We start from the raw sequence: 17,038 nt of genomic DNA, 5'->3' as shown, positions 1-17,038 counted from the left end.
CCGGTCCTTGATCTAGCGATGCCGGCGAGGGGCTTACGCCCCGAGGCCGCGCACCATGGTGACGAAACGGACCTGTTCCTCGGGCGTGTCCTTGAACACGCCGGTGAAGGTCGAGGTCAGCGTGGTGGAGCCCTGCTTGCGGATGCCGCGCATGGCCATGCACATATGCTCGGCCTCGATCATGACGGCGACACCGCGCGGATTGAGCACGTCCTGGATGACGCCGGCGATCTGTGCGGTCATGGCCTCCTGAGTCTGCAGGCGATGGGCGAAGATATCGACGACGCGCGCGATCTTGGACAGGCCGACGACCTTGCCGTCCGGGAGGTAGCCGACATGCGCCTTGCCGATGATCGGCACCATGTGGTGCTCGCAATGCGAGTGGAACTGGATGTCCCTGACGATGACGAGATCGTCATAGCCGGCGACTTCCTCGAAGGTGCGGCCGAGTTCTTCGGCCGGGCACATGTCATAGCCGTTGAACATTTCGAGAAAGGCCTTGGTGACGCGCTTGGGCGTGTCGATCAGGCCCTCGCGGTCCGGATTGTCGCCGGTCCAGCGCAACAGCGTGCGCACGGCGGCCTCGACCTCGGCTTCGCTCGGCCTGTCGGTGACCGGCTTGTCCAGATAGTCGGAAGGGGGCATGATTTTCTTGATGACGGCATCCATAAAGGCGTCTCCCGTAGTTCCTCTCTCAGGAGGAACGAGTTGAACGGACCACGACCTTTCGGGTGCTGAAAACTCGCCCGGTTTCCAGCCCGCAAGCGGCGTGAACGAAATGGGCAAGGACGATGGCTTTGCGTTGCCTTGTCGATACCCGACTGCCAGCATTATATATGGTCGTGCGCAGCGAATGAAAGACGCCACAGCGGCAATCGCTGTTCGCTTGGCGGCGACGGATTGGAAAAATATGATTGACGACGTCTACAATGCGAAAATTCTGGGTTTTGCCGGAAACATCGCCCGCATAGGCCGGCTCGATCATCCGGATGCGAGTGCCAAGGCTCATTCCAAATTGTGCGGCTCGACGGTAACCGTCGACCTCAAGATGGACAATGGCGTCGTCACCGATTTCGCTCATGACGTGAAGGCCTGCGCCCTCGGCCAAGCCTCGTCCTCGATCATGGCTCAACATGTCATCGGCGCCAGCGCCGACGAATTGCGGGCGGTGCGCGACACCATGCTGAAGATGCTCAAGGAAAATGGCGCGCCGCCGCAAGGCCGCTTTGCCGATCTGAGATATCTGGAGCCGGTGCGCGACTACAAGGCGCGCCATGCCTCGACCATGCTGACCTTCGATGCGGTCGTCGATGCCATCGGTCAGATCGAGAAGAAACGCGCCGAACAAGCGGCGTGACCCTTGCCATTTGATCGCCAAAGCCTGGTGTTCGCCGCGAGCCTTGCTGGCGCAGTTGCGTTGAGCAGCGGCGCGAGCCGGGCGGACGTGGCGGTCCAGCGCGATATCGGCGAGTATCTCAAGAAGGCCATCCAGCTCTGCTGGAGCATACCTGTAGACGCCCACAGCATAGTCCGCGTCCAGTTCAGCCTGAACAAGGACGGTTCGCTCGCCGGTCCGCCAAAAATCCTCAGCCCTGCGCCACCGACGCCGGACAAGGTTGCCGAGGCCGCTGTCCGGGCCATCTCGCGCTGCGCACCATTTTCCAGGCTGACATCCTATACGGCCCATTATGATCTGTGGCGTGATGTCGTGCTGACATTCGACCCGGGACAGGATACTTCGGACAGGGCTCTGGGCATCGATGCGAAGGAGCTCGACCAAGCCCTCGAAAAATTCCGCAAGAAGCCAAATTAGCTGAGGCCGGTCAGGCGGCTCTTGGTTTGCTGCGCCCGTCTGCTTTCGGCAAATTCGCTTCTCACCCAGTCGGCGAAGGCCTTGGCCGGCTCCGCCAGGTCCTTCAAACTCCTGCCGACCAGCCAGTAGGCGCCCGATGCGACATCAATGTCGAACGGCTTGATCAGCGCGCCGGATGCAATCTCCTCGCCGATCTGCAAGAGGTCGCCCAGCGCCACGCCGTGGCCGAGCAGGGCCGCCTGCTTCGACAGCGACACATCCGCCAGCATAGGGCCGCGCGCCGGAATGGTGTCGGCTGCCACGCCGGCTGCCTCGAACCAGCGCGCCCAGCCTTGACGATTCTCCTCGTGCAACAGCGTGTAGCGGGCAAGGTCGAGCGGCTTTTCGAGGGCAGGGCCCGATGCCAGCAAGGCCGGCGACAAGACCGGTGAATCGACGGTCGAGGCGAGCCATTCGGCCTCGCTGCGCGGCCATGAGGTGGCGCGCGCGCTGAAGCGCAAGGCGAGTTCGGGCTGATCGCTGCGGAACTCGATCGGCCTTGGGTCAACTTCGAGGGAAACGTCGATATCGGGCCGCAACTGGCTGAAGCGGTTGAGCCGCGGCAACAGCCATACCGAGGCCAGCGACGGCTCGACACTGACGCGGACCACCGACTGCGCCGGAACAGCCACCAGGTCCGAAAGCAGCCTGTCGATGTCATCGAAACTCCTGACCAGCTGATCGAGCAGGCGCTGGCCGGCCTCGGTCAACTCGACGCGGCGGTGATGACGGTGGAACAAGGGCTGGTGCAGGAACTGCTCGAGTTCCCGGATCTGCCGACTGATGGCGGCCTGTGAGACGAACAGCTCCTCGGCGGCCCGGCTAAAGCTCAATTGCCGGCCGGCTGCCTCGAAACTTCGCAACGCCGTCAGGGGCAACCGTCCGCGCTTCATTTCGCATAACCCGAAGTTATCCGAACCGGAAATTATACTCGTTTGAAGGCGAAGGCCAGCGGGCGTCTAATCCGCTCTTAGAGGAGACACGGACATGATCCAGTTTCTGGAAATCTTTGGCGATGTGATGCGGATCGCGACGTTTCAATGGCGTGGCGACAGGCAGCATCATGTGCAGCGCACCGAGCAAAGGCCGGCCACCCGCTGGGCGGCTCCAGCGGAGCGGCATCCCTTTCGCCGCTCGCGACCCTGAAGCCGACAAAGAGGCGAGTGAGTGAAGAGGATTGCGTTTGCCGGCCGAAGCTCACATCTATCGGTTTGGAAACGCAAGCTGACCCGGAAGCCGGTTTCGGGGTCGCGTTCGGAAAGAGACTGCGGTGGGCGACCAGCATCGGCATGTGCATGCCGCCGGACAGACCCGGCGCGGGCGCAACTGGCCCGGTCCCTGGCGCAAAACACCCGGCCGCATTTTCGGCACGTCGCTGGTGCGGTTGTACCAGCTGACGCTGTCCGGCTTTGTCGGCAATTCCTGCCGGCATCTGCCGACCTGTTCCGAATACGCGCATGAGGCAATCGCCCGCCATGGCCTGTGGGCCGGCGGCTGGATGGGGCTTTTTCGCGTGCTGCGCTGCGGGCCGTTCGGAACGCATGGTGTCGACCGCGTGCCGGAGGTGCTCGCTCCGAGCTACGTCTGGTTCACGCCATGGCGTTATTGGCAGATCGGCAGGAAGCGCGGCGAGGCCTGACGGCGGACGCGCTGGGTCCCTGATATAGATCGCCAGGGCGGCATTTCTTTACGATCCGGTAGGGTTAACAACGGCCTGCACAAAGACTGCGCATTTGAGTCAAAATCGAGCCAAGACAGTTCGCTAAGCGCCTCCTGTTCATTCCCAGGAGAGCCCACATGCGTCGGATCGAAACCCATCCCTTCATCATTGCCGCGGTCCTCTTCCTGCTGGCCTGGTTTCTGGGATTTCCGATGCGGGCGCAATCGGCGCCGCTTGGCGATTTCGCCTGCACGCTTATCCAGGACGCGGCGAGCGGCGAGACGCTCTATCAAAGCGGCGTCTGCGACCAACGCGTCAGCCCGGCGTCGACCTTCAAGGTGCCGCTGGCGCTGATCGGCTACGACAGCGGTGTCCTCAGCGACGCGCATACACCGAGCTGGGATTACAAGCCTGAGTTCAACGCCGTGAAGCGCGACCACAAGGCCGTTGACCCGACGATCTGGGAGCGCGACTCGATCGTTTGGTATTCGCGCGAGATCGTGCGCCGGCTCGGCGCAAAAAGCTTTGCCCTCTACGTCTCGAAATTCGGCTACGGCAACATGGATGTCTCGGGCGATGCCGACAAGGACAACGGGCTCACGCAGTCCTGGATAAATTCCTCGCTTGAGATATCGCCGGTCGAACAGACAGCCTTCCTGCGCCGGCTGCTCGCCGGCAAGATGCCGGTTTCTGCCAAGGCGCATGAGATGACCCGAGCCATCCTGCCGACTTTCCAGGCCGGCGGCTGGACGGTGCGGGGCAAGACCGGCAGCACCAGGCTGGGAAACAGCAAGGACAAGCGCGCGCTGGGCTGGTTCGTCGGCTGGGCCGAAAAGGGCGGCCGCCCGATCGTCTTCGCCCGGCTGGTCGTCGACACCAAGCCGATCGACATGCCGAAAGGCCCGGCGACACGCGCGGCGTTACTGAGGGAGTTGCCGCAACTGGTGAAGTGAACTTGCTTTAGCTTCAAGTGCTCCGGCGGGCACGAAGGATGTGGCCGCCGGAATTCCTTGTCTCCGCCTTTGGCGTCCTGGAGAAGCGGGCGGCGATGTCGCTGCTTTCCAGATCTTCGATCTCATCGAAGCCGAGCTCGCGCAGCGATTGCGCCAGTGCCGCGGGCACGAAGAAGCTGATCCAGGGCTCTCCGGCAGCGGCGACGCGCGCCGCATGGAAAGAGAGGGCAGCCTGTCCAGCCGCATCGCGGTTCTCGGCCGGCTCGCTGTAGTCGAAGACGACCTCCGAACCGGGCATGCCGGCAATCCAGGACAGGGTGCTGAAGATTGCGTCCTGGCTCAGATACGGAACGACACCCAGCCAGATGAAGAAACTGGGCTCGGTCTGCCGCAAACCGGCCGATGCCAGTTCATCCGCGGGGCGCTGGCGCTCGAAGTTGACCGGCACGAACATGGTGGCCCGCGGTTCGGCAAGACCAGCATCGGCAATGCATTTCCGTTTCCAGGCCTGTGTCGCCGGGTGATCGACTTCGAACACCGCGACATCAGGGTACGGATTGCGCAGCGAGAAAGTGTCGAGGCCGGCGCCGAGCACCACCACTTGCTGGACGCCCCGGCGCACCGCCGCAGCCAGCCAGTCCTCGGCGAGGCGGGCGCGCGCTGCCACGAACAGGCGCATGCGCCGGCTGCGCTCACCTTCCTGCTCGAGCTCCTGCACCGTCGGTGCGGCATCGCCCAGTATCGCACTCGCATATGGGTCGCGAAACAGCGCCGCCTGCTGCGAGAACTGGTGGAGGGCCCGCATGCGCGCGACGCCCAAGGCGGTTCGGCTGGGTTTTGCGTCTTCCATGCCGGGGATTCCAACCTCGTGTCGGGGAGATTCGCAAGCCTGTGCGACTGGCCTGCGACATCTGTCGCGCCATTTCCTGACAGCTGCGCCAACGACGGCTCTTTACCTGATGCCGCGTGGCCTCTAAAACCCGCCCGCTGCCGGATGCCTCCGGCTTCACACCACGACCACCCGCGCTCGTTTGCGGGACTGGATAGGAGATACAAATGCTGAATTCCGTTTCCCTGACATTTCCCGATGGCTCCGTTCGCGACTATGACGCGGCGATGACCGGTGCAGGCCTCGCCGAATCGATCTCGAAGTCGCTGGCCAAGAAAGCCGTCGCCTATGCCATCGACGGCACCGTTCGCGATCTTTCCGACCCGCTTGGCAAGTCCGGCAAGGTCGAGATCATCACCCGCACCGATCCGCGCGCGCTGGAGCTCATCCGTCATGATGCAGCACACGTGCTGGCGGAGGCCGTGCAGGAACTGTGGCCGGGAACGCAAGTGACCATCGGGCCGGTAATCGAGAACGGATTCTATTACGACTTCGCCCGCAACGAGCCGTTCACGCCTGACGATTTCCCGGTGATCGAAAAGAAGATGCGCGAGATCATTGCGCGCAACAAGCCGTTCACCAAGGAAGTCTGGTCGCGCGACAAGGCGAAAAAGGTCTTTGCCGAGAAGGGCGAGCGCTACAAGCTCGAGCTGATCGACACCATTCCCGAAGACCAGGATCTCAAGATCTATTCCCAGGGCGAATGGTTCGACCTCTGCCGCGGCCCGCACATGGCCTCGACCGGCCAGATCGGCAACGCCTTCAAGCTGATGAAGGTGGCCGGCGCCTATTGGCGCGGCGATTCGAACAACCCGATGCTGACCCGCATCTACGGCACGGCATGGGCCGAGCAGGCTGAACTCGATGCCTACCAGACGATGCTGGAAGAGGCCGAGAAGCGCGACCACCGCAAGCTCGGCCGCGAGATGGACCTGTTCCATTTCCAGGAAGAGGGGCCGGGCGTCGTCTTCTGGCACGCCAAGGGCTGGAAGATGTTCCAGAATCTGGTCAACTACATGCGCCGCCGCCTCGACGAGCAAGGCTACCAGGAGGTCAACGCACCGCAGGTTCTCGACAAGAGCCTGTGGGAGACGTCGGGCCACTGGGGCTGGTATCGCGATGCCATGTTCAAGGTGACGGTGGCCGGCGACGACACCGACGACGACCGCGTGTTCGCGCTAAAGCCGATGAATTGTCCGGGCCACGTGCAGATATTCAAGCATGGGTTGAAATCCTATCGCGATCTTCCCGTAAAGCTTGCGGAATTCGGCAATGTGCATCGTTACGAACCGTCCGGCGCCTTGCACGGGCTGATGCGCGTGCGCGGCTTCACGCAGGACGATGCGCACATCTTCTGCACCGAGGAGCAGCTGGCCGCGGAATGCCTGCGCATCAACGATCTAATCCTGTCGACGTACGCCGATTTCGGCTTCGACGATGTCAGCGTGAAGCTGTCGACGCGGCCGGATAAGCGCGTCGGCACCGACGAGGCCTGGGATCATGCCGAGGCGATCATGGGCAACGTGCTGGATACAATCAGGACGCGCTCGGGAAACCGCATCAAGACCTCGATCAATCCGGGCGAGGGCGCTTTCTACGGGCCGAAATTCGAATATGTGCTGAAGGACGCCATCGGCCGCGAATGGCAGTGCGGCACCACGCAGGTCGACTTCAATCTGCCGGAACGCTTTGGCGCCTTCTACATCGGTTCGGATTCGGAAAAGAAGCAGCCGGTGATGGTGCATCGCGCCATCTGCGGTTCGATGGAACGCTTTCTCGGCATCCTGATCGAGCATTATTCCGGTCATTTCCCGCTGTGGTTCGCGCCGCTGCAGGTGGTTGTGGCGACGATCACCTCGGATGCTGACGACTATGCGCGAAAGGTCGTCGCACAGTTGAAGGCGGCAGGACTTTTGGCCGAACCGGATCTGCGCAACGAGAAGATCAACTACAAGGTGCGTGAGCATTCGCTGGCCAAGGTTCCTGTGATCCTCGTATGCGGCAAGCGCGAGGCGGAAGAGGAGACGGTCAACATCCGCCGGCTCGGCTCGCGCGATCAGGAATCGCTCAAGCTGGCCGACGCGCTGAAGCTGCTTTCCGACGAGGCTGTTTCGCCCGACCGCAGGCGCAGCGCGGCCTGAGCAATCAATATTTCGGAGAAATGGCGGTGGAGCGATCCACCGCCATTTTCACATGCCTGTCACGCCAACCTTGTAACGAGCCCCCATGCTCAAGCTGAAGATACGGGAAAGGCCGTTTCCCGAACTCTCCTACGCCAATGCGAGCCAGCCGGCGCTGACGCGCTGGTTCATCCATTCCATTGAAGGTCTGTCGGGGCGCGACCGGTATGCCGCGCTCTATGATTTCTGGCGCCGCCAGGTGGCGCCGACCGGCGAGCGGGTGTTCAGCCGCATGCTGCAGCTGATCGACGTCGAGGTCCGCAGCACCGATCAGTGGCCGCCGGCAAAGCTGCCGGACACACCGCTGGTGATCGTAGCCAACCACCCGTTCGGCATTGGCGACGGCATTGCAGTGCTGTCGCTGGTCGAGCAGCTCGGGCGTCCGTTCCGCGTCATGATCCACAAGGATCTGCTGAAGGTCCGCGAAATGGAACCGTACTCGCTGCCGATCGACTTTTCCGAGACCAAGGACGCGGTGAAGAACAACATGGCGGTGCGCCACGAGGCAGTGCGGCTGTTGAAAGAGGGCGTCACCATAGTGGTATTTCCGGCCGGCGGCGTCGCCACCGCGCCGAGAGGCTTTGGCCGGGCGCGCGACCTGCCGTGGAAGATGTTTCCGGCGCGCCTCGTGCAGGACGCCAAGGCGTCGGTGGTGCCGATGCATTTTCCGGGCAGAACGGCCGGCTGTTCCATCTGGTCAGCGGCCCGATGAACATGGGGGAGCGCGAAGGAAGGCTGGCGAAATTCGTCGGCAAGGCGTCGCTGACGTTGCGCCTTTCAATGCTCATCCGCGAATTCGCGCGGCTGTCCGGCAAGGCGATCGACGTTCGCGTCGGCAACGTACTGCGCTGGGATGAGCTGGAGCCGCTGCGCGACCGCAAGACCTTGCTTGATCGCCTTCATCGCGGCGTCTTCGATCTGGCGCCCGACGCGCCGCGCGGCCGGGTCCACTTCCTGCCGCGCCGCCTGCGCAAGGCCGCCTGACGTAGCCCTGAACTACCACTTCAACTGAGCAGCCAAACCGATGCCAATGGGCGCGCCGGTCAGTCGGCGCCTTCCTCCGGATCGATCGCAGAGGCATCAGTGGCCAGCACCTCGATCTCCTGGTTCTGTCCGGCAACGACGGTGAAATCCTTCTGGTAGATGCGGTCGCGGTTCTTGGCGATGATGGTGTATTGGCCTTCGGCCAGCACCATCGAGGCGAAGGCGCCGACGGCCTCCTTGATCGGATCGCCGGATTCGTTGAGCAGCGACCAGGATGTATCGGCGATGGCCTCGCCGCCGGTCTCGCGCACCAGCTTCATGGTCTCCTCCGCCGCGCGATGCTCGACGGTGGCTTCGGTCAGCTTGCCGGCTTCGACACGGATGTCGGAGCGAATAACGGCATTGACCGCGCCATAGGTGGAGACGACATGATAAACGCCGGCGTTGAGCCGCACGACGCTGTTCGGCTCGACATCGGGAATGATCAAAGCGCGGTCGCCATTGGCCTCGGCGGTGCCCTCATAAATGGAGAAGCGCAGTTTTTTCGGCGGAATACGCACGCCGCCCGACAGCACCGCGTCGAGCTTGAGGCCGCCGGCATCGAGCACCAGGCTTTCGCGCCTGGCGTCCTTGCCGACGGTGATGCGCTTGGTGGCGCCGGCGCGTCCGTATGCGGCGTGGACCAGATAGCTGCCGGGTTCGAGCTGGAACACGGCGCTGCCGCCATGCGCGGAAGCCACCATCGGCAGCTTGCCGTCGCCGGCGGCCTCGGGCTTGAAGACGCGCCAGACGATGCCGCGCGTGATGTCGGCGCCCTTGTCGGTCAACTGCGCCGACAGCGTTATGGCACCGCCGCCACCGAGTGCCAGCGGCGTCTCGCCCTTGGGCGGTGCATAGCTCGAAATATCGGGGAGTTTCAGATTGCCGATGCCGTCGGCATTCTGCGCCATGGCCATCGAGGCCGGCGCAAACAGCGCTACGGCGAGCCAAATCAGGAAAAGGCGCGATGTCCCCTCAAACATGCCTTGCGTTGAAGCCCAAGGCGGTGGCAATTTCAAGGCTTAAGAGTCCGATCCGCCTTGGCAACAGGTTCTTTCGTCCGGCGCGCCCGCGCCAATGCCCGAGCCGCCCCGATCCGCAATGGCGCGCTTCAGCTCAAAATCGAGTGCTTTAGGAGACCTGGCCCCCATGGCGTCGCCGATCATCGACTTCCTGCTGACCCGAAACTCCGCACCGATTCCTGAATTGAAGGAACCGGCGCCCAGCGATGCCGATATCGCGACCATGATCGCGGCTGCAAGCCGTGTGCCCGATCACGGCCGACTGGAGCCGTGGCGCTTCATCCTTTATCGCGGCGAGGCGCGATTCGAGATCGGCAGGAAGCTGGCGGCGCTCGCCGAACAGCGCGAAGGGCCGCTGCCTGAAAACCGCCGCAACCAGGAGCTGGCGCGGTTTTCCCGCGCGCCGCTGGTGATCGGCGTGGTGTCGGTTCCGAAGGACAATCCAAAAATCCCGCAATGGGAAATGTTCCTGTCCGGCGGCATGGCGGCGATGAACCTGATGATCGCAGCCAATGCGCTGGGCTACGGCACCAACATGATCAGCAACTGGTATTCCGACGTGGCGGAGGGCCGGGCGCTGCTGGGACTGGCGCCACAGGAACGTGTTGTCGGGTTTATCCATATTGGCTCCTATCAGGGACCGGCGCCGGAACGGCCGCGGCCCGATCCGGCAAAGCTCTATGCCGATTATGCGGGGCCGTGGAACGACTGACACCCGAAAGCGATTCCCCTTTATTTAAACACAGGCTAAGACAGCGGCTTCGGCGATGCGTTGGGGTCGGCGCATCGACCATGGGGAATATTGGGGGTCGCCGGCGACATGAAGAAACGAGACTCGCTGGGAACCCGGCTGCGCTATGGGTTCGACAAGAGCATGGCGGCCGGGCCGATCGCGCTGATCGGCTGGCTCGCCGTCCTTTCCCTGCTGATCATCATCGCCGCCGCGGCCTTCCTTGCGGTGACCCGCATCGCGCCGGAGGGCGGCGAACCGCTGAACTTCTTCGAAGCGTTCTGGGAATCGCTGATGCGCACGCTCGATTCCGGCACGATGGGCGGCGACACCGGCTGGGCCTTTCGTCTCGTCATGCTCTTTGTCACGCTCGCCGGCATCTTCGTCGTGTCGGCCCTCATCGGCGTGCTCAGCGCCGGCGTCGACAGCAAGCTCGATGAATTGCGCAAAGGCCGTTCGCGGGTGCTGGAGAGCGACCACACCATCATCCTCAACTGGTCGCCGTCGATCTTCGACGTCATCTCCGAACTCGTCATTGCCAATGCCAGCCGCCGCCATCCGCGCATTGTCGTCATGGCAAATATGGACAAGGTGGCGATGGAGGACGAGATCGCCGCCAAAGTCGGCAGACTGGGCAATACACGCATCATCTGCCGCAGCGGCGACCCGACCGACCTCTACGATCTGGCCATCGTCAACCCGCAGACCTCGCGCTCGATCATCGTGCTGTCGCCGGACGGCGACGACCCGGATTCGCAGGTGATCAAGACGGTGCTGGCGCTGGCCAACGACCCGAACCGGCGCACGGCGCCCTATAACATCGCCGCCGAGATCCGCGACGGAAAGAACGCCGAGGTCGCCCGCGTCGTCGGCGGGGCCGAGGTACAGCTTGTCCTGGCCGACCAGCTGATCTCGCGCATCGTCGTGCATTCGAGCCGGCAGTCGGGTCTCAGCGGCGTCTATTCGGAGCTGCTCGATTTCGACGGCTGCGAAATCTACACGACCGAGCAGCCTGATCTCACCGGCAAGACCTTCGGCGAGGCAGTGATGGCGTATGAGCATTGCACGCTGATCGGGCTCTGCGACCAGCAGGGGCGCGTCAATCTCAACCCGCCGTCGGAGCTGGTAATCGGCAAGGACATGCGCGCCATCATCATTGCCGAGGACGATGCCGCCATCAAGCTGGGAAGCGCCGGAGCCAAGATCGATGCCGCGGCGATTCTTCGCCATCAGCCCATCGAGGCGAAGCCGGAGCGCACGCTGATCCTTGGCTGGAACCGGCGCGGTCCGATCATAACCTATGAACTGTCGCGCTACGTCGCACCTGGGTCAATCCTGACCATCGCCGCCGATACGCCTGGCCTCGAGCAGGAAGTTGCCGGCCTGCCGGTCGTCGGCGACAATCTGTCGGTTTCCTGCCGCATCACCGACACGTCGAGCAGCACAGCACTGGCAAGCCTGGACGTGCCTTCCTACGACCACGTGCTCGTCCTTGGCTACAGCGAGACCATGGCAGCGCAGCCCGCCGATACGCGCACGCTGGTGACGCTGCTGCATCTGCGCAAAATCGCAGACGATGCCGGCACGCACATCTCGATCGTCAGCGAGATGATCGACGTGCGCAACCGCGAGCTGGCGGCGGTGACTAAGGCCGATGATTTCGTCGTCAGCAACCGGCTGGTCAGCCTGATGCTGGCGCAGGCATCGGAGAACCAGCATCTCGCCGCGATCTTCGATGATCTGCTCGACGAGGAGGGCTCCGAAATCTACATGCGTCCGGTCGGCGACTATGTCGCCATCGACCATCCGGTGACGTTCTGGACGATCGCGGAATCGGCGCGTCTGCGCGGCGAGATCGCCATCGGGCATAGGCGCGTTCGCGCTGCGCAGAATGATGAGCGGGCTCTGGGCGGCGTCACCGTCAACCCGTTGAAGTCGCAAGCGCTGGCCTACCTGCCGGAGGACCGGGTCATCGTGCTGGCGCGGGACTAAACCCCGGCTGCCTTGGCGCGAGCCAGAAGCCGCTCGGCGAGCCTGAGATGCGGCCGGTCATACATCTTGCCGTCAATGCCGACCACGCCAGGATTTCCGGCCGCCTCGAAGGCCGCGACGATGGCCTGCGAGCGTTGCACTGCCTCCGCCAACGGTGTGAAGGCGGCGTTGATGACCGGCACTTGCGCCGGATGGATCGCCATCTTGCCGGTAAAGCCGTCACGCTCGGCCTCCGTGCATTCGGCTTCGAAGGCGGCCATGTCGCGAAAGGCGGGGAAAACCGTGTCGATCGCCGCGACTTCAGCTGCGCCGGCGGCAAGGATGGTCATGGTGCGGGCAAGGCGGAAGACATCGGTGTAGCGGCCGTTGTCGTCGCGCGCAGCCTGCGCGCCGATCGCCGCCGACAGATCTTCGGCACCCCAGGTGAGGCCGGCAAGCCTGGCGCTTGCCCCGGCATAGGTCGCGGCGGCCAGCAACCCAGCAGCGGTCTCGGTAATGATCGGCAGGATCTTGATCGCGCCATCCGGCAATCCGTTTTCGGCCTCATGTACGCGGAGCTTTACGGATAGCTGCTGGACATCCTGGCCGCTGTTCGACTTCGGCAGCATGATGCCGTCGGGTTTGACCGGAACCAGGGCGGCCAGATCATCGTCGGTCAACCCGGTCGATAGGTCGTTGACTCTGATATAGATGGCGGAGCTTGTCTGCTGCCGGTTGCCGGCGATAAAGCGTGCCGCGATGTCGCGTGCCGTCGCCTTGTTTTGTGGCGCCACCGAATCCTCGAGATCGACGATGACCACGTCGGCGCCGGCGCCAAAACCCTTCTCCAGTTTCTTTTTGGAATCCCCGGGCACAAACAGCAGCGAGCGCATCACGCCGCCTTTTTCATCATCATCGCCTGGCGCGTGCATTTGGCAACGAGCACATCGTTCTGATTGTAGGCGTGATGCTCGAACTCGACGATGCCGCGGTCCGGCTTCGAATTCGAGTCCCTGACTGAGAGCACCGTCGTTTCGACACGGATGGTGTCGCCGTGGAAGACCGGGTGCGGAAACACCGTCTCCTTCATGCCGAGATTGGCAATTGTGGTGCCGACGGTGATGTCATTGACGGAAATGCCAATCATCAGGCCGAGCGTGAACAGCGAATTGACCAGCGGTCTGCCCCATTCGCTCTTGGCGGCGAAGTCGAAGTCGATGTGCAGCGGCTGCGGGTTCAGCGTCATCACCGAGAACAGCATGTTATCGCTTTCGGTGACGGTCTTGCGCAGCGTGTGCCGAAAGACATGTCCGACGACGAACTCTTCGAGATAAAGCCCGGGCATCGTTTTTCTCCTCCGCTGCCTGACGGTTGATAGGCGCTGCCCATGCCGCCCGCAAGCCAGTTAATAAACATGGTGAACCGTTCGTAAACCATTTCTGCCTAGGGTCATTCCTGGGGCCGGAAGCTTTCCGGCAAGGGGCGTAGCAGGCAGTATGGTTGTCTCGCATTTTCTCAAATGGATCTACACCGCGAGAGTTTCGGAGCGCGCCGCGGCGGCGAGCGCGCTGGCCCGCGCCTACGTCAATTCCGACCTGCCTTTCGAAGACCGTTGCGCGGCCGAAGCGGCGCTGACGCTGCTGCTCGACGACGCCTCGTCGAAGGTGCGGCTGGCTATGGCCGAAGCGCTGTCGATGAGCCATCACGCGCCGCTGCAGATCATCAGCGCGCTTGCCTCCGATCAGCCGGAAGTGGCAGCCCTGGTGCTGGCGCGCTCCCCGCTGCTGACGGACGCCGACCTGATCGACCGCGTCGCGGCCGGGCACAAGGCGACGCAAAAACTGATCGCCGACCGGCCGGTCGTTTCGATGGCGGTTGCCGCGGCGATCGCCGAGATCGGCGAACCGGAAGCGTGTGCGGCGCTGCTCGCCAATGACGGCGCCGACATAGCCTCGCTCTCCTTCCGCCGCATCGCCGAGCGGCATGGCCATATCGCTCATTTGCGCGAGGCAATGGTCACGGATGTGCGGCTGCCGGCCGACTGCCGGCACATGCTACTGGTCAAGCTCGGCGAAACGCTGAAGGCTTCGCCGCTGGTGATGGCGCTGATGGGGGCGGCCAGAGCCGAGCGCGTCACGCGCGATGCTTGCGTCAAGGCTTCGGTGCGGCTGGTCGAAGGCACGCGCGCGGAGGAACATGCGGCACTCATCGAACATCTGCGCCTGCGCGGCGACCTGACCGCAAGTTTCATCATCCGCACCATTGCCCACGGCAAGGTCGACTTTTTCGGCTCGGCCCTGGTCACGCTCAGCCAGCAGTCGGAGCAGCGGGTGCGGGCCTTGCTCGCCGGCGGCCAGGACGTTGCGTTGCAGGCGCTGTTCCGCAGCGCCGGCCTTGCCGCTTCCACCCATGGCATCATCCTGCGCGCGCTCAAGATCTGGCGCGAAGTCGCCAACGGCAAGCGCCTCGCCGGCGTGCAGGAAGTCAGCTGGCTGATGCTGAAGGAACTCGGAGGTCAATCCACTGAGGGCGATCTCGCCGGCCTGGTCAAGTCGATCCATCTCGACGCGCTGCGGGAAAACGCGCGCGGGCATGCGCTGGCGATAGCCGCGGCCTGACGCCCTAGCCACGGTCCCTGGTGAAGAAATCCGGGAAATCCTCGATCGCGGCGGCGATGATGCGCAGCGAGGCTGCGATCTGCAGCATATCCGCACCGCCGCTGCGCTCTGAAAGGCTGGCTGCATATTGCCGGGCCACAGTGACAGTTGCTGTCTGTGGATCGCCGGTTGCGCGAAAGAGCAGTTCACGCGCGAGGCCGCGCAGGAAATTGGCGATCGAGAGCGCGGTGTCGGTAGGAGTGGACGGGCTCTGCTGCGCGGCGCGCAGGCGCAGGATTTCGAGGCCGACGGTAACGGCGGCGACCCCGCCGCCCAGGATCGCATCGCCTTTCCTGCCGGCATTCTGCAAGAGCGGCATCAGCTGGTTGATGCGGTCATAGGCCAGACTCTCGAAGGCCGAACGCCGCGGTACCCGCTCGTGCAGACACAGCCGCGCCAGATCCTCGCGCATGGCCCGCACGATGCGGTTGGCCGCGCGCCATGGATCCACCGGCAGCACCACGATGAAGACGCCGATCGCCAGCAGGATGCCGACCAGCACCGACGCCGAGCCGGCGAAAAACGGGCCTGGGGCATAGGTCATCGCTTGATGCGGGCTGAGGAAGGCGAGGAAATTGATGGCAAAGGCCGTCGCCACGCCGACGGTGCGCGGATTGGCCATGCCCAGCGCCGTCGGTACCAGGATCGGCACGACAAACAGCGTGAACCAGCCGAAGCCGGGCAAAGCAGGCAGCGCGACCTGGCCGACAAGGAAGGCAAAGGGCAAAGCCAGCAGCGTTCCCTTGAAGAAGCCCCAGGACACCCGCACCGGGTCAGGCCGCGAGGCGAAAAGACTGGAGACGACGGCAACGAGGATGACAGTGCCGGCCGCGTCGGACCATTTCGTCGTCAGCCAGAAGGCGGCGACCGCCAACGTGGCAAGGCCGGCGCGTATGGCATTGCGCGAAGCCCCGGGATAATCGCGGTGCACCACCAGCGCAGGCGGCTGCCTGTTGCTCCGGCTGGGGCCCGTCACCGGTGCGCGCAGGGCGTCGAGGCCGCGCAGCACCTGCTTGAAGGCTTCGGCGAAATCGGCGGCGATGGTGAGGCGGGTTATGGTGCCGACCCTGTCGTCGCCCTGATCGGTCGAGGCGTCGGGCATTTGCCGGGCCTTGCCGGCAATCGCGTCGAGCCGCGTCACCCAGGGCGACGTGTCGTCCAGCGCCTCGGGCGTCGCTGCCAGCTCGCTGACCAACGACTGCAGTTCGGAGCGTACCGGAATGAGCGCTGCGTTTTTCGGCGCGGCATGCGAATGCAGCGCGCGCGCCGCCGACAGCGCCGAGAGCAGCTGACCGATGGTTAGGCGGACCGGATGGGCGCGGGTGGCGAAGCTCGGTGCTTCGAGCCGGGCATAGGCGCGCATCTCGGCCAGCATCTGGGCGTCGGTGATCAGCTTGCGGTGCAGGCCGGCCAGCGTCGCCGGGTCGCCACCGGAAAAAGCGCCGCCTGCATAGGTTGCAAGGTCGAGGATGCTGCGCTTCAGCCTGGAGATGATGGCGTCAGCGGCCAGCTTGGGCAGGATCAGCCGGCTGGTCAGGCCGGCGCAGACGATGCCGAGCACGATCTCGGCGCAGCGCGCGACAGCGAGATCGACGACCACGTGCGGCTGGCCGAAAGCCGGCAGCCCAATGATCATCGCGGTATAGCCGGCAAGTGCGGCGCCATAGGCTTCCGGATTGCGCAGCAGCGACGAAACCAGCGTGCACAGCCCAATCCAGACGGACAGCGCCGTGACCAGCAGCCAGGGATTGGTGCCGAAAACCGAGGTGATGCCGATCGCCGCAAGTCCACCGGCCAGCGTGCCGAGCAGCCGGTAAAAACCTTTCGCCAGCACCATGCCGGCGACCGGCTGGGCGACGATGAAGACCGTCATCATCGCCCATTGCGGGCGGTCGAGTTTTAGCGCGTAAGCAGCGAGAAGCGCGATCAGACCGGCCGAAACCGTGCGCAGGGCGAAAATCCAATCCGAGCGCGTCGGCTGCGTCAGGCCCGCCAAACTGGTTTCGAAGTAGCTCTTCAGCCGCGCCCAGATCACAAGCTGGTCTCCGTATCGGAAGCGCAGGCTAGAGCAATTCGAGGAAAAGTGTGAAACGGTTTTCCG

At 63.8% G+C, this 17,038-nt stretch carries 16 protein-coding genes and 1 pseudogene; 10 read left to right on the top strand and 7 right to left on the bottom strand.

Translation table 11 applies throughout. The features are described from left to right. Window positions 1-33: 33 nt before the first annotated feature. Window positions 34-669, bottom strand: coding sequence for a GTP cyclohydrolase I FolE (gene folE, locus X756_RS151580; RefSeq protein WP_023667622.1), 636 nt, complete (start codon window positions 667-669; stop codon window positions 34-36). A 241-nt stretch (window positions 670-910) separates the two neighbouring features. Here folE and X756_RS151585 point away from each other — a divergent pair, with 241 nt between their 5' ends. Continuing rightward, window positions 911-1,357, top strand: coding sequence for an iron-sulfur cluster assembly scaffold protein (locus X756_RS151585; protein ID WP_023701218.1), 447 nt, complete (start codon window positions 911-913; stop codon window positions 1,355-1,357). A gap of 60 nt (window positions 1,358-1,417) precedes the next feature. Beyond that, the gene (locus tag X756_RS151590; RefSeq protein ID WP_156933737.1) at window positions 1,418-1,813 is read left to right on the top strand and encodes a hypothetical protein; all 396 of its coding nucleotides are present in this window, start codon (window positions 1,418-1,420) and stop codon (window positions 1,811-1,813) included. Here X756_RS151590 and X756_RS151595 read toward each other — a convergent pair. Next, complete coding sequence (locus tag X756_RS151595; RefSeq protein WP_023729880.1) at window positions 1,810-2,745, bottom strand: LysR substrate-binding domain-containing protein; 936 nt, start codon at window positions 2,743-2,745, stop codon at window positions 1,810-1,812. The two genes, X756_RS151590 and X756_RS151595, sit on opposite strands and share 4 nt — an antisense overlap. 94 nt (window positions 2,746-2,839) lie before the next feature. Here X756_RS151595 and X756_RS1000000169340 point away from each other — a divergent pair, with 94 nt between their 5' ends. From X756_RS1000000169340 to blaOXA, 3 genes are all read left to right on the top strand, one after another. Continuing rightward, on the top strand, window positions 2,840-2,998 hold the full coding sequence (locus tag X756_RS1000000169340; RefSeq protein WP_023667618.1) for a hypothetical protein: 159 nt from the start codon (window positions 2,840-2,842) through the stop codon (window positions 2,996-2,998). Window positions 2,999-3,122: 124 nt separating this feature from the next. Then, on the top strand, window positions 3,123-3,491 hold the full coding sequence (gene yidD / locus X756_RS151600) for a membrane protein insertion efficiency factor YidD (protein ID WP_023695455.1): 369 nt from the start codon (window positions 3,123-3,125) through the stop codon (window positions 3,489-3,491). 158 nt (window positions 3,492-3,649) lie between these two features. Then, window positions 3,650-4,465 carry a class D beta-lactamase gene (gene blaOXA / locus X756_RS151605; RefSeq protein ID WP_023729879.1) on the top strand — a complete coding sequence of 272 codons (816 nt, stop codon included), beginning with the start codon at window positions 3,650-3,652 and terminating at the stop codon, window positions 4,463-4,465. Window positions 4,466-4,478: 13 nt separating this feature from the next. Here blaOXA and X756_RS151610 read toward each other — a convergent pair whose 3' ends face one another. Then, complete coding sequence (locus X756_RS151610) at window positions 4,479-5,315, bottom strand: SAM-dependent methyltransferase (RefSeq protein WP_023729878.1); 837 nt, start codon at window positions 5,313-5,315, stop codon at window positions 4,479-4,481. A 206-nt stretch (window positions 5,316-5,521) separates the two neighbouring features. On the opposite strand from X756_RS151610, the gene thrS reads away from it, so the two are divergent. Further along, window positions 5,522-7,495: a threonine--tRNA ligase gene (gene thrS, locus X756_RS151615; protein WP_023688279.1), complete on the top strand. Its 1,974-nt coding sequence runs from the start codon at window positions 5,522-5,524 to the stop codon at window positions 7,493-7,495. A gap of 85 nt (window positions 7,496-7,580) precedes the next feature. Then, window positions 7,581-8,518, top strand: a pseudogene (locus tag X756_RS01000000165480) (GNAT family N-acetyltransferase). A 59-nt stretch (window positions 8,519-8,577) separates the two neighbouring features. Here X756_RS01000000165480 and X756_RS151620 read toward each other — a convergent pair. Then, window positions 8,578-9,540: a hypothetical protein gene (locus tag X756_RS151620; protein ID WP_023729877.1), complete on the bottom strand. Its 963-nt coding sequence runs from the start codon at window positions 9,538-9,540 to the stop codon at window positions 8,578-8,580. 166 nt (window positions 9,541-9,706) lie between these two features. Here X756_RS151620 and X756_RS151625 point away from each other — a divergent pair, with 166 nt between their 5' ends. Both X756_RS151625 and X756_RS151630 read left to right on the top strand, forming a co-directional pair. Continuing rightward, window positions 9,707-10,291, top strand: a complete 585-nt coding sequence (locus tag X756_RS151625; RefSeq protein ID WP_023729876.1) for a nitroreductase — start codon at window positions 9,707-9,709, stop codon at window positions 10,289-10,291. A gap of 108 nt (window positions 10,292-10,399) precedes the next feature. Next, window positions 10,400-12,301, top strand: a complete 1,902-nt coding sequence (locus tag X756_RS151630) for a hypothetical protein (protein ID WP_023729875.1) — start codon at window positions 10,400-10,402, stop codon at window positions 12,299-12,301. Here the strand turns inward: X756_RS151630 and X756_RS151635 are convergent. After that, on the bottom strand, window positions 12,298-13,173 hold the full coding sequence (locus X756_RS151635; RefSeq protein ID WP_023729874.1) for a CoA ester lyase: 876 nt from the start codon (window positions 13,171-13,173) through the stop codon (window positions 12,298-12,300). The genes X756_RS151630 and X756_RS151635 overlap by 4 nt on opposite strands. Next, a complete protein-coding gene (locus X756_RS151640; protein WP_023729873.1) occupies window positions 13,173-13,625 on the bottom strand; it encodes a MaoC family dehydratase in 453 nt (150 codons plus the stop codon). Before X756_RS151640 ends, X756_RS151635 begins: the two co-directional genes overlap by 1 nt. Before the next feature lie 151 nt (window positions 13,626-13,776). On the opposite strand from X756_RS151640, the gene X756_RS151645 reads away from it, so the two are divergent. Then, window positions 13,777-14,898, top strand: a complete 1,122-nt coding sequence (locus X756_RS151645; RefSeq protein ID WP_023729872.1) for a DUF2336 domain-containing protein — start codon at window positions 13,777-13,779, stop codon at window positions 14,896-14,898. A 4-nt stretch (window positions 14,899-14,902) separates the two neighbouring features. Here the strand turns inward: X756_RS151645 and X756_RS151650 are convergent, their stop codons facing one another. Next, window positions 14,903-16,972: an FUSC family protein gene (locus X756_RS151650; RefSeq protein ID WP_023729871.1), complete on the bottom strand. Its 2,070-nt coding sequence runs from the start codon at window positions 16,970-16,972 to the stop codon at window positions 14,903-14,905. Window positions 16,973-17,038 lie beyond the last annotated feature (66 nt).

The sequence above is a fragment of the Mesorhizobium sp. LNJC405B00 genome, assembly GCF_000502615.1.
GTDB lineage: Bacteria > Pseudomonadota > Alphaproteobacteria > Rhizobiales > Rhizobiaceae > Mesorhizobium.
The sequence above is the reverse complement of the archived record's forward strand: the minus strand, read 5'-3'. Positions and strand labels throughout refer to the sequence as shown.

Excerpts from the sequence above, each read along its gene's own strand:
- X756_RS151640 (WP_023729873.1), bottom strand. The coding sequence starts at position 13,625 with ATGCCCGGGCTTTATCTCGAAGAGTTCGTCGTCGGACATGTCTTTCGG.
- folE (WP_023667622.1), bottom strand. The coding sequence starts at position 669 with ATGGATGCCGTCATCAAGAAAATCATGCCCCCTTCCGACTATCTGGAC.
- X756_RS151595 (WP_023729880.1), bottom strand. The coding sequence starts at position 2,745 with ATGAAGCGCGGACGGTTGCCCCTGACGGCGTTGCGAAGTTTCGAGGCA.
- X756_RS151620 (WP_023729877.1), bottom strand. The coding sequence starts at position 9,540 with ATGTTTGAGGGGACATCGCGCCTTTTCCTGATTTGGCTCGCCGTAGCG.
- thrS (WP_023688279.1), top strand. The coding sequence starts at position 5,522 with ATGCTGAATTCCGTTTCCCTGACATTTCCCGATGGCTCCGTTCGCGAC.
- X756_RS151630 (WP_023729875.1), top strand. The coding sequence starts at position 10,400 with ATGAAGAAACGAGACTCGCTGGGAACCCGGCTGCGCTATGGGTTCGAC.
- X756_RS151585 (WP_023701218.1), top strand. The coding sequence starts at position 911 with ATGATTGACGACGTCTACAATGCGAAAATTCTGGGTTTTGCCGGAAAC.
- X756_RS151625 (WP_023729876.1), top strand. The coding sequence starts at position 9,707 with ATGGCGTCGCCGATCATCGACTTCCTGCTGACCCGAAACTCCGCACCG.
- X756_RS151635 (WP_023729874.1), bottom strand. The coding sequence starts at position 13,173 with ATGCGCTCGCTGCTGTTTGTGCCCGGGGATTCCAAAAAGAAACTGGAG.
- X756_RS1000000169340 (WP_023667618.1), top strand. The coding sequence starts at position 2,840 with ATGATCCAGTTTCTGGAAATCTTTGGCGATGTGATGCGGATCGCGACG.
- blaOXA (WP_023729879.1), top strand. The coding sequence starts at position 3,650 with ATGCGTCGGATCGAAACCCATCCCTTCATCATTGCCGCGGTCCTCTTC.
- X756_RS151610 (WP_023729878.1), bottom strand. The coding sequence starts at position 5,315 with ATGGAAGACGCAAAACCCAGCCGAACCGCCTTGGGCGTCGCGCGCATG.
- X756_RS151645 (WP_023729872.1), top strand. The coding sequence starts at position 13,777 with ATGGTTGTCTCGCATTTTCTCAAATGGATCTACACCGCGAGAGTTTCG.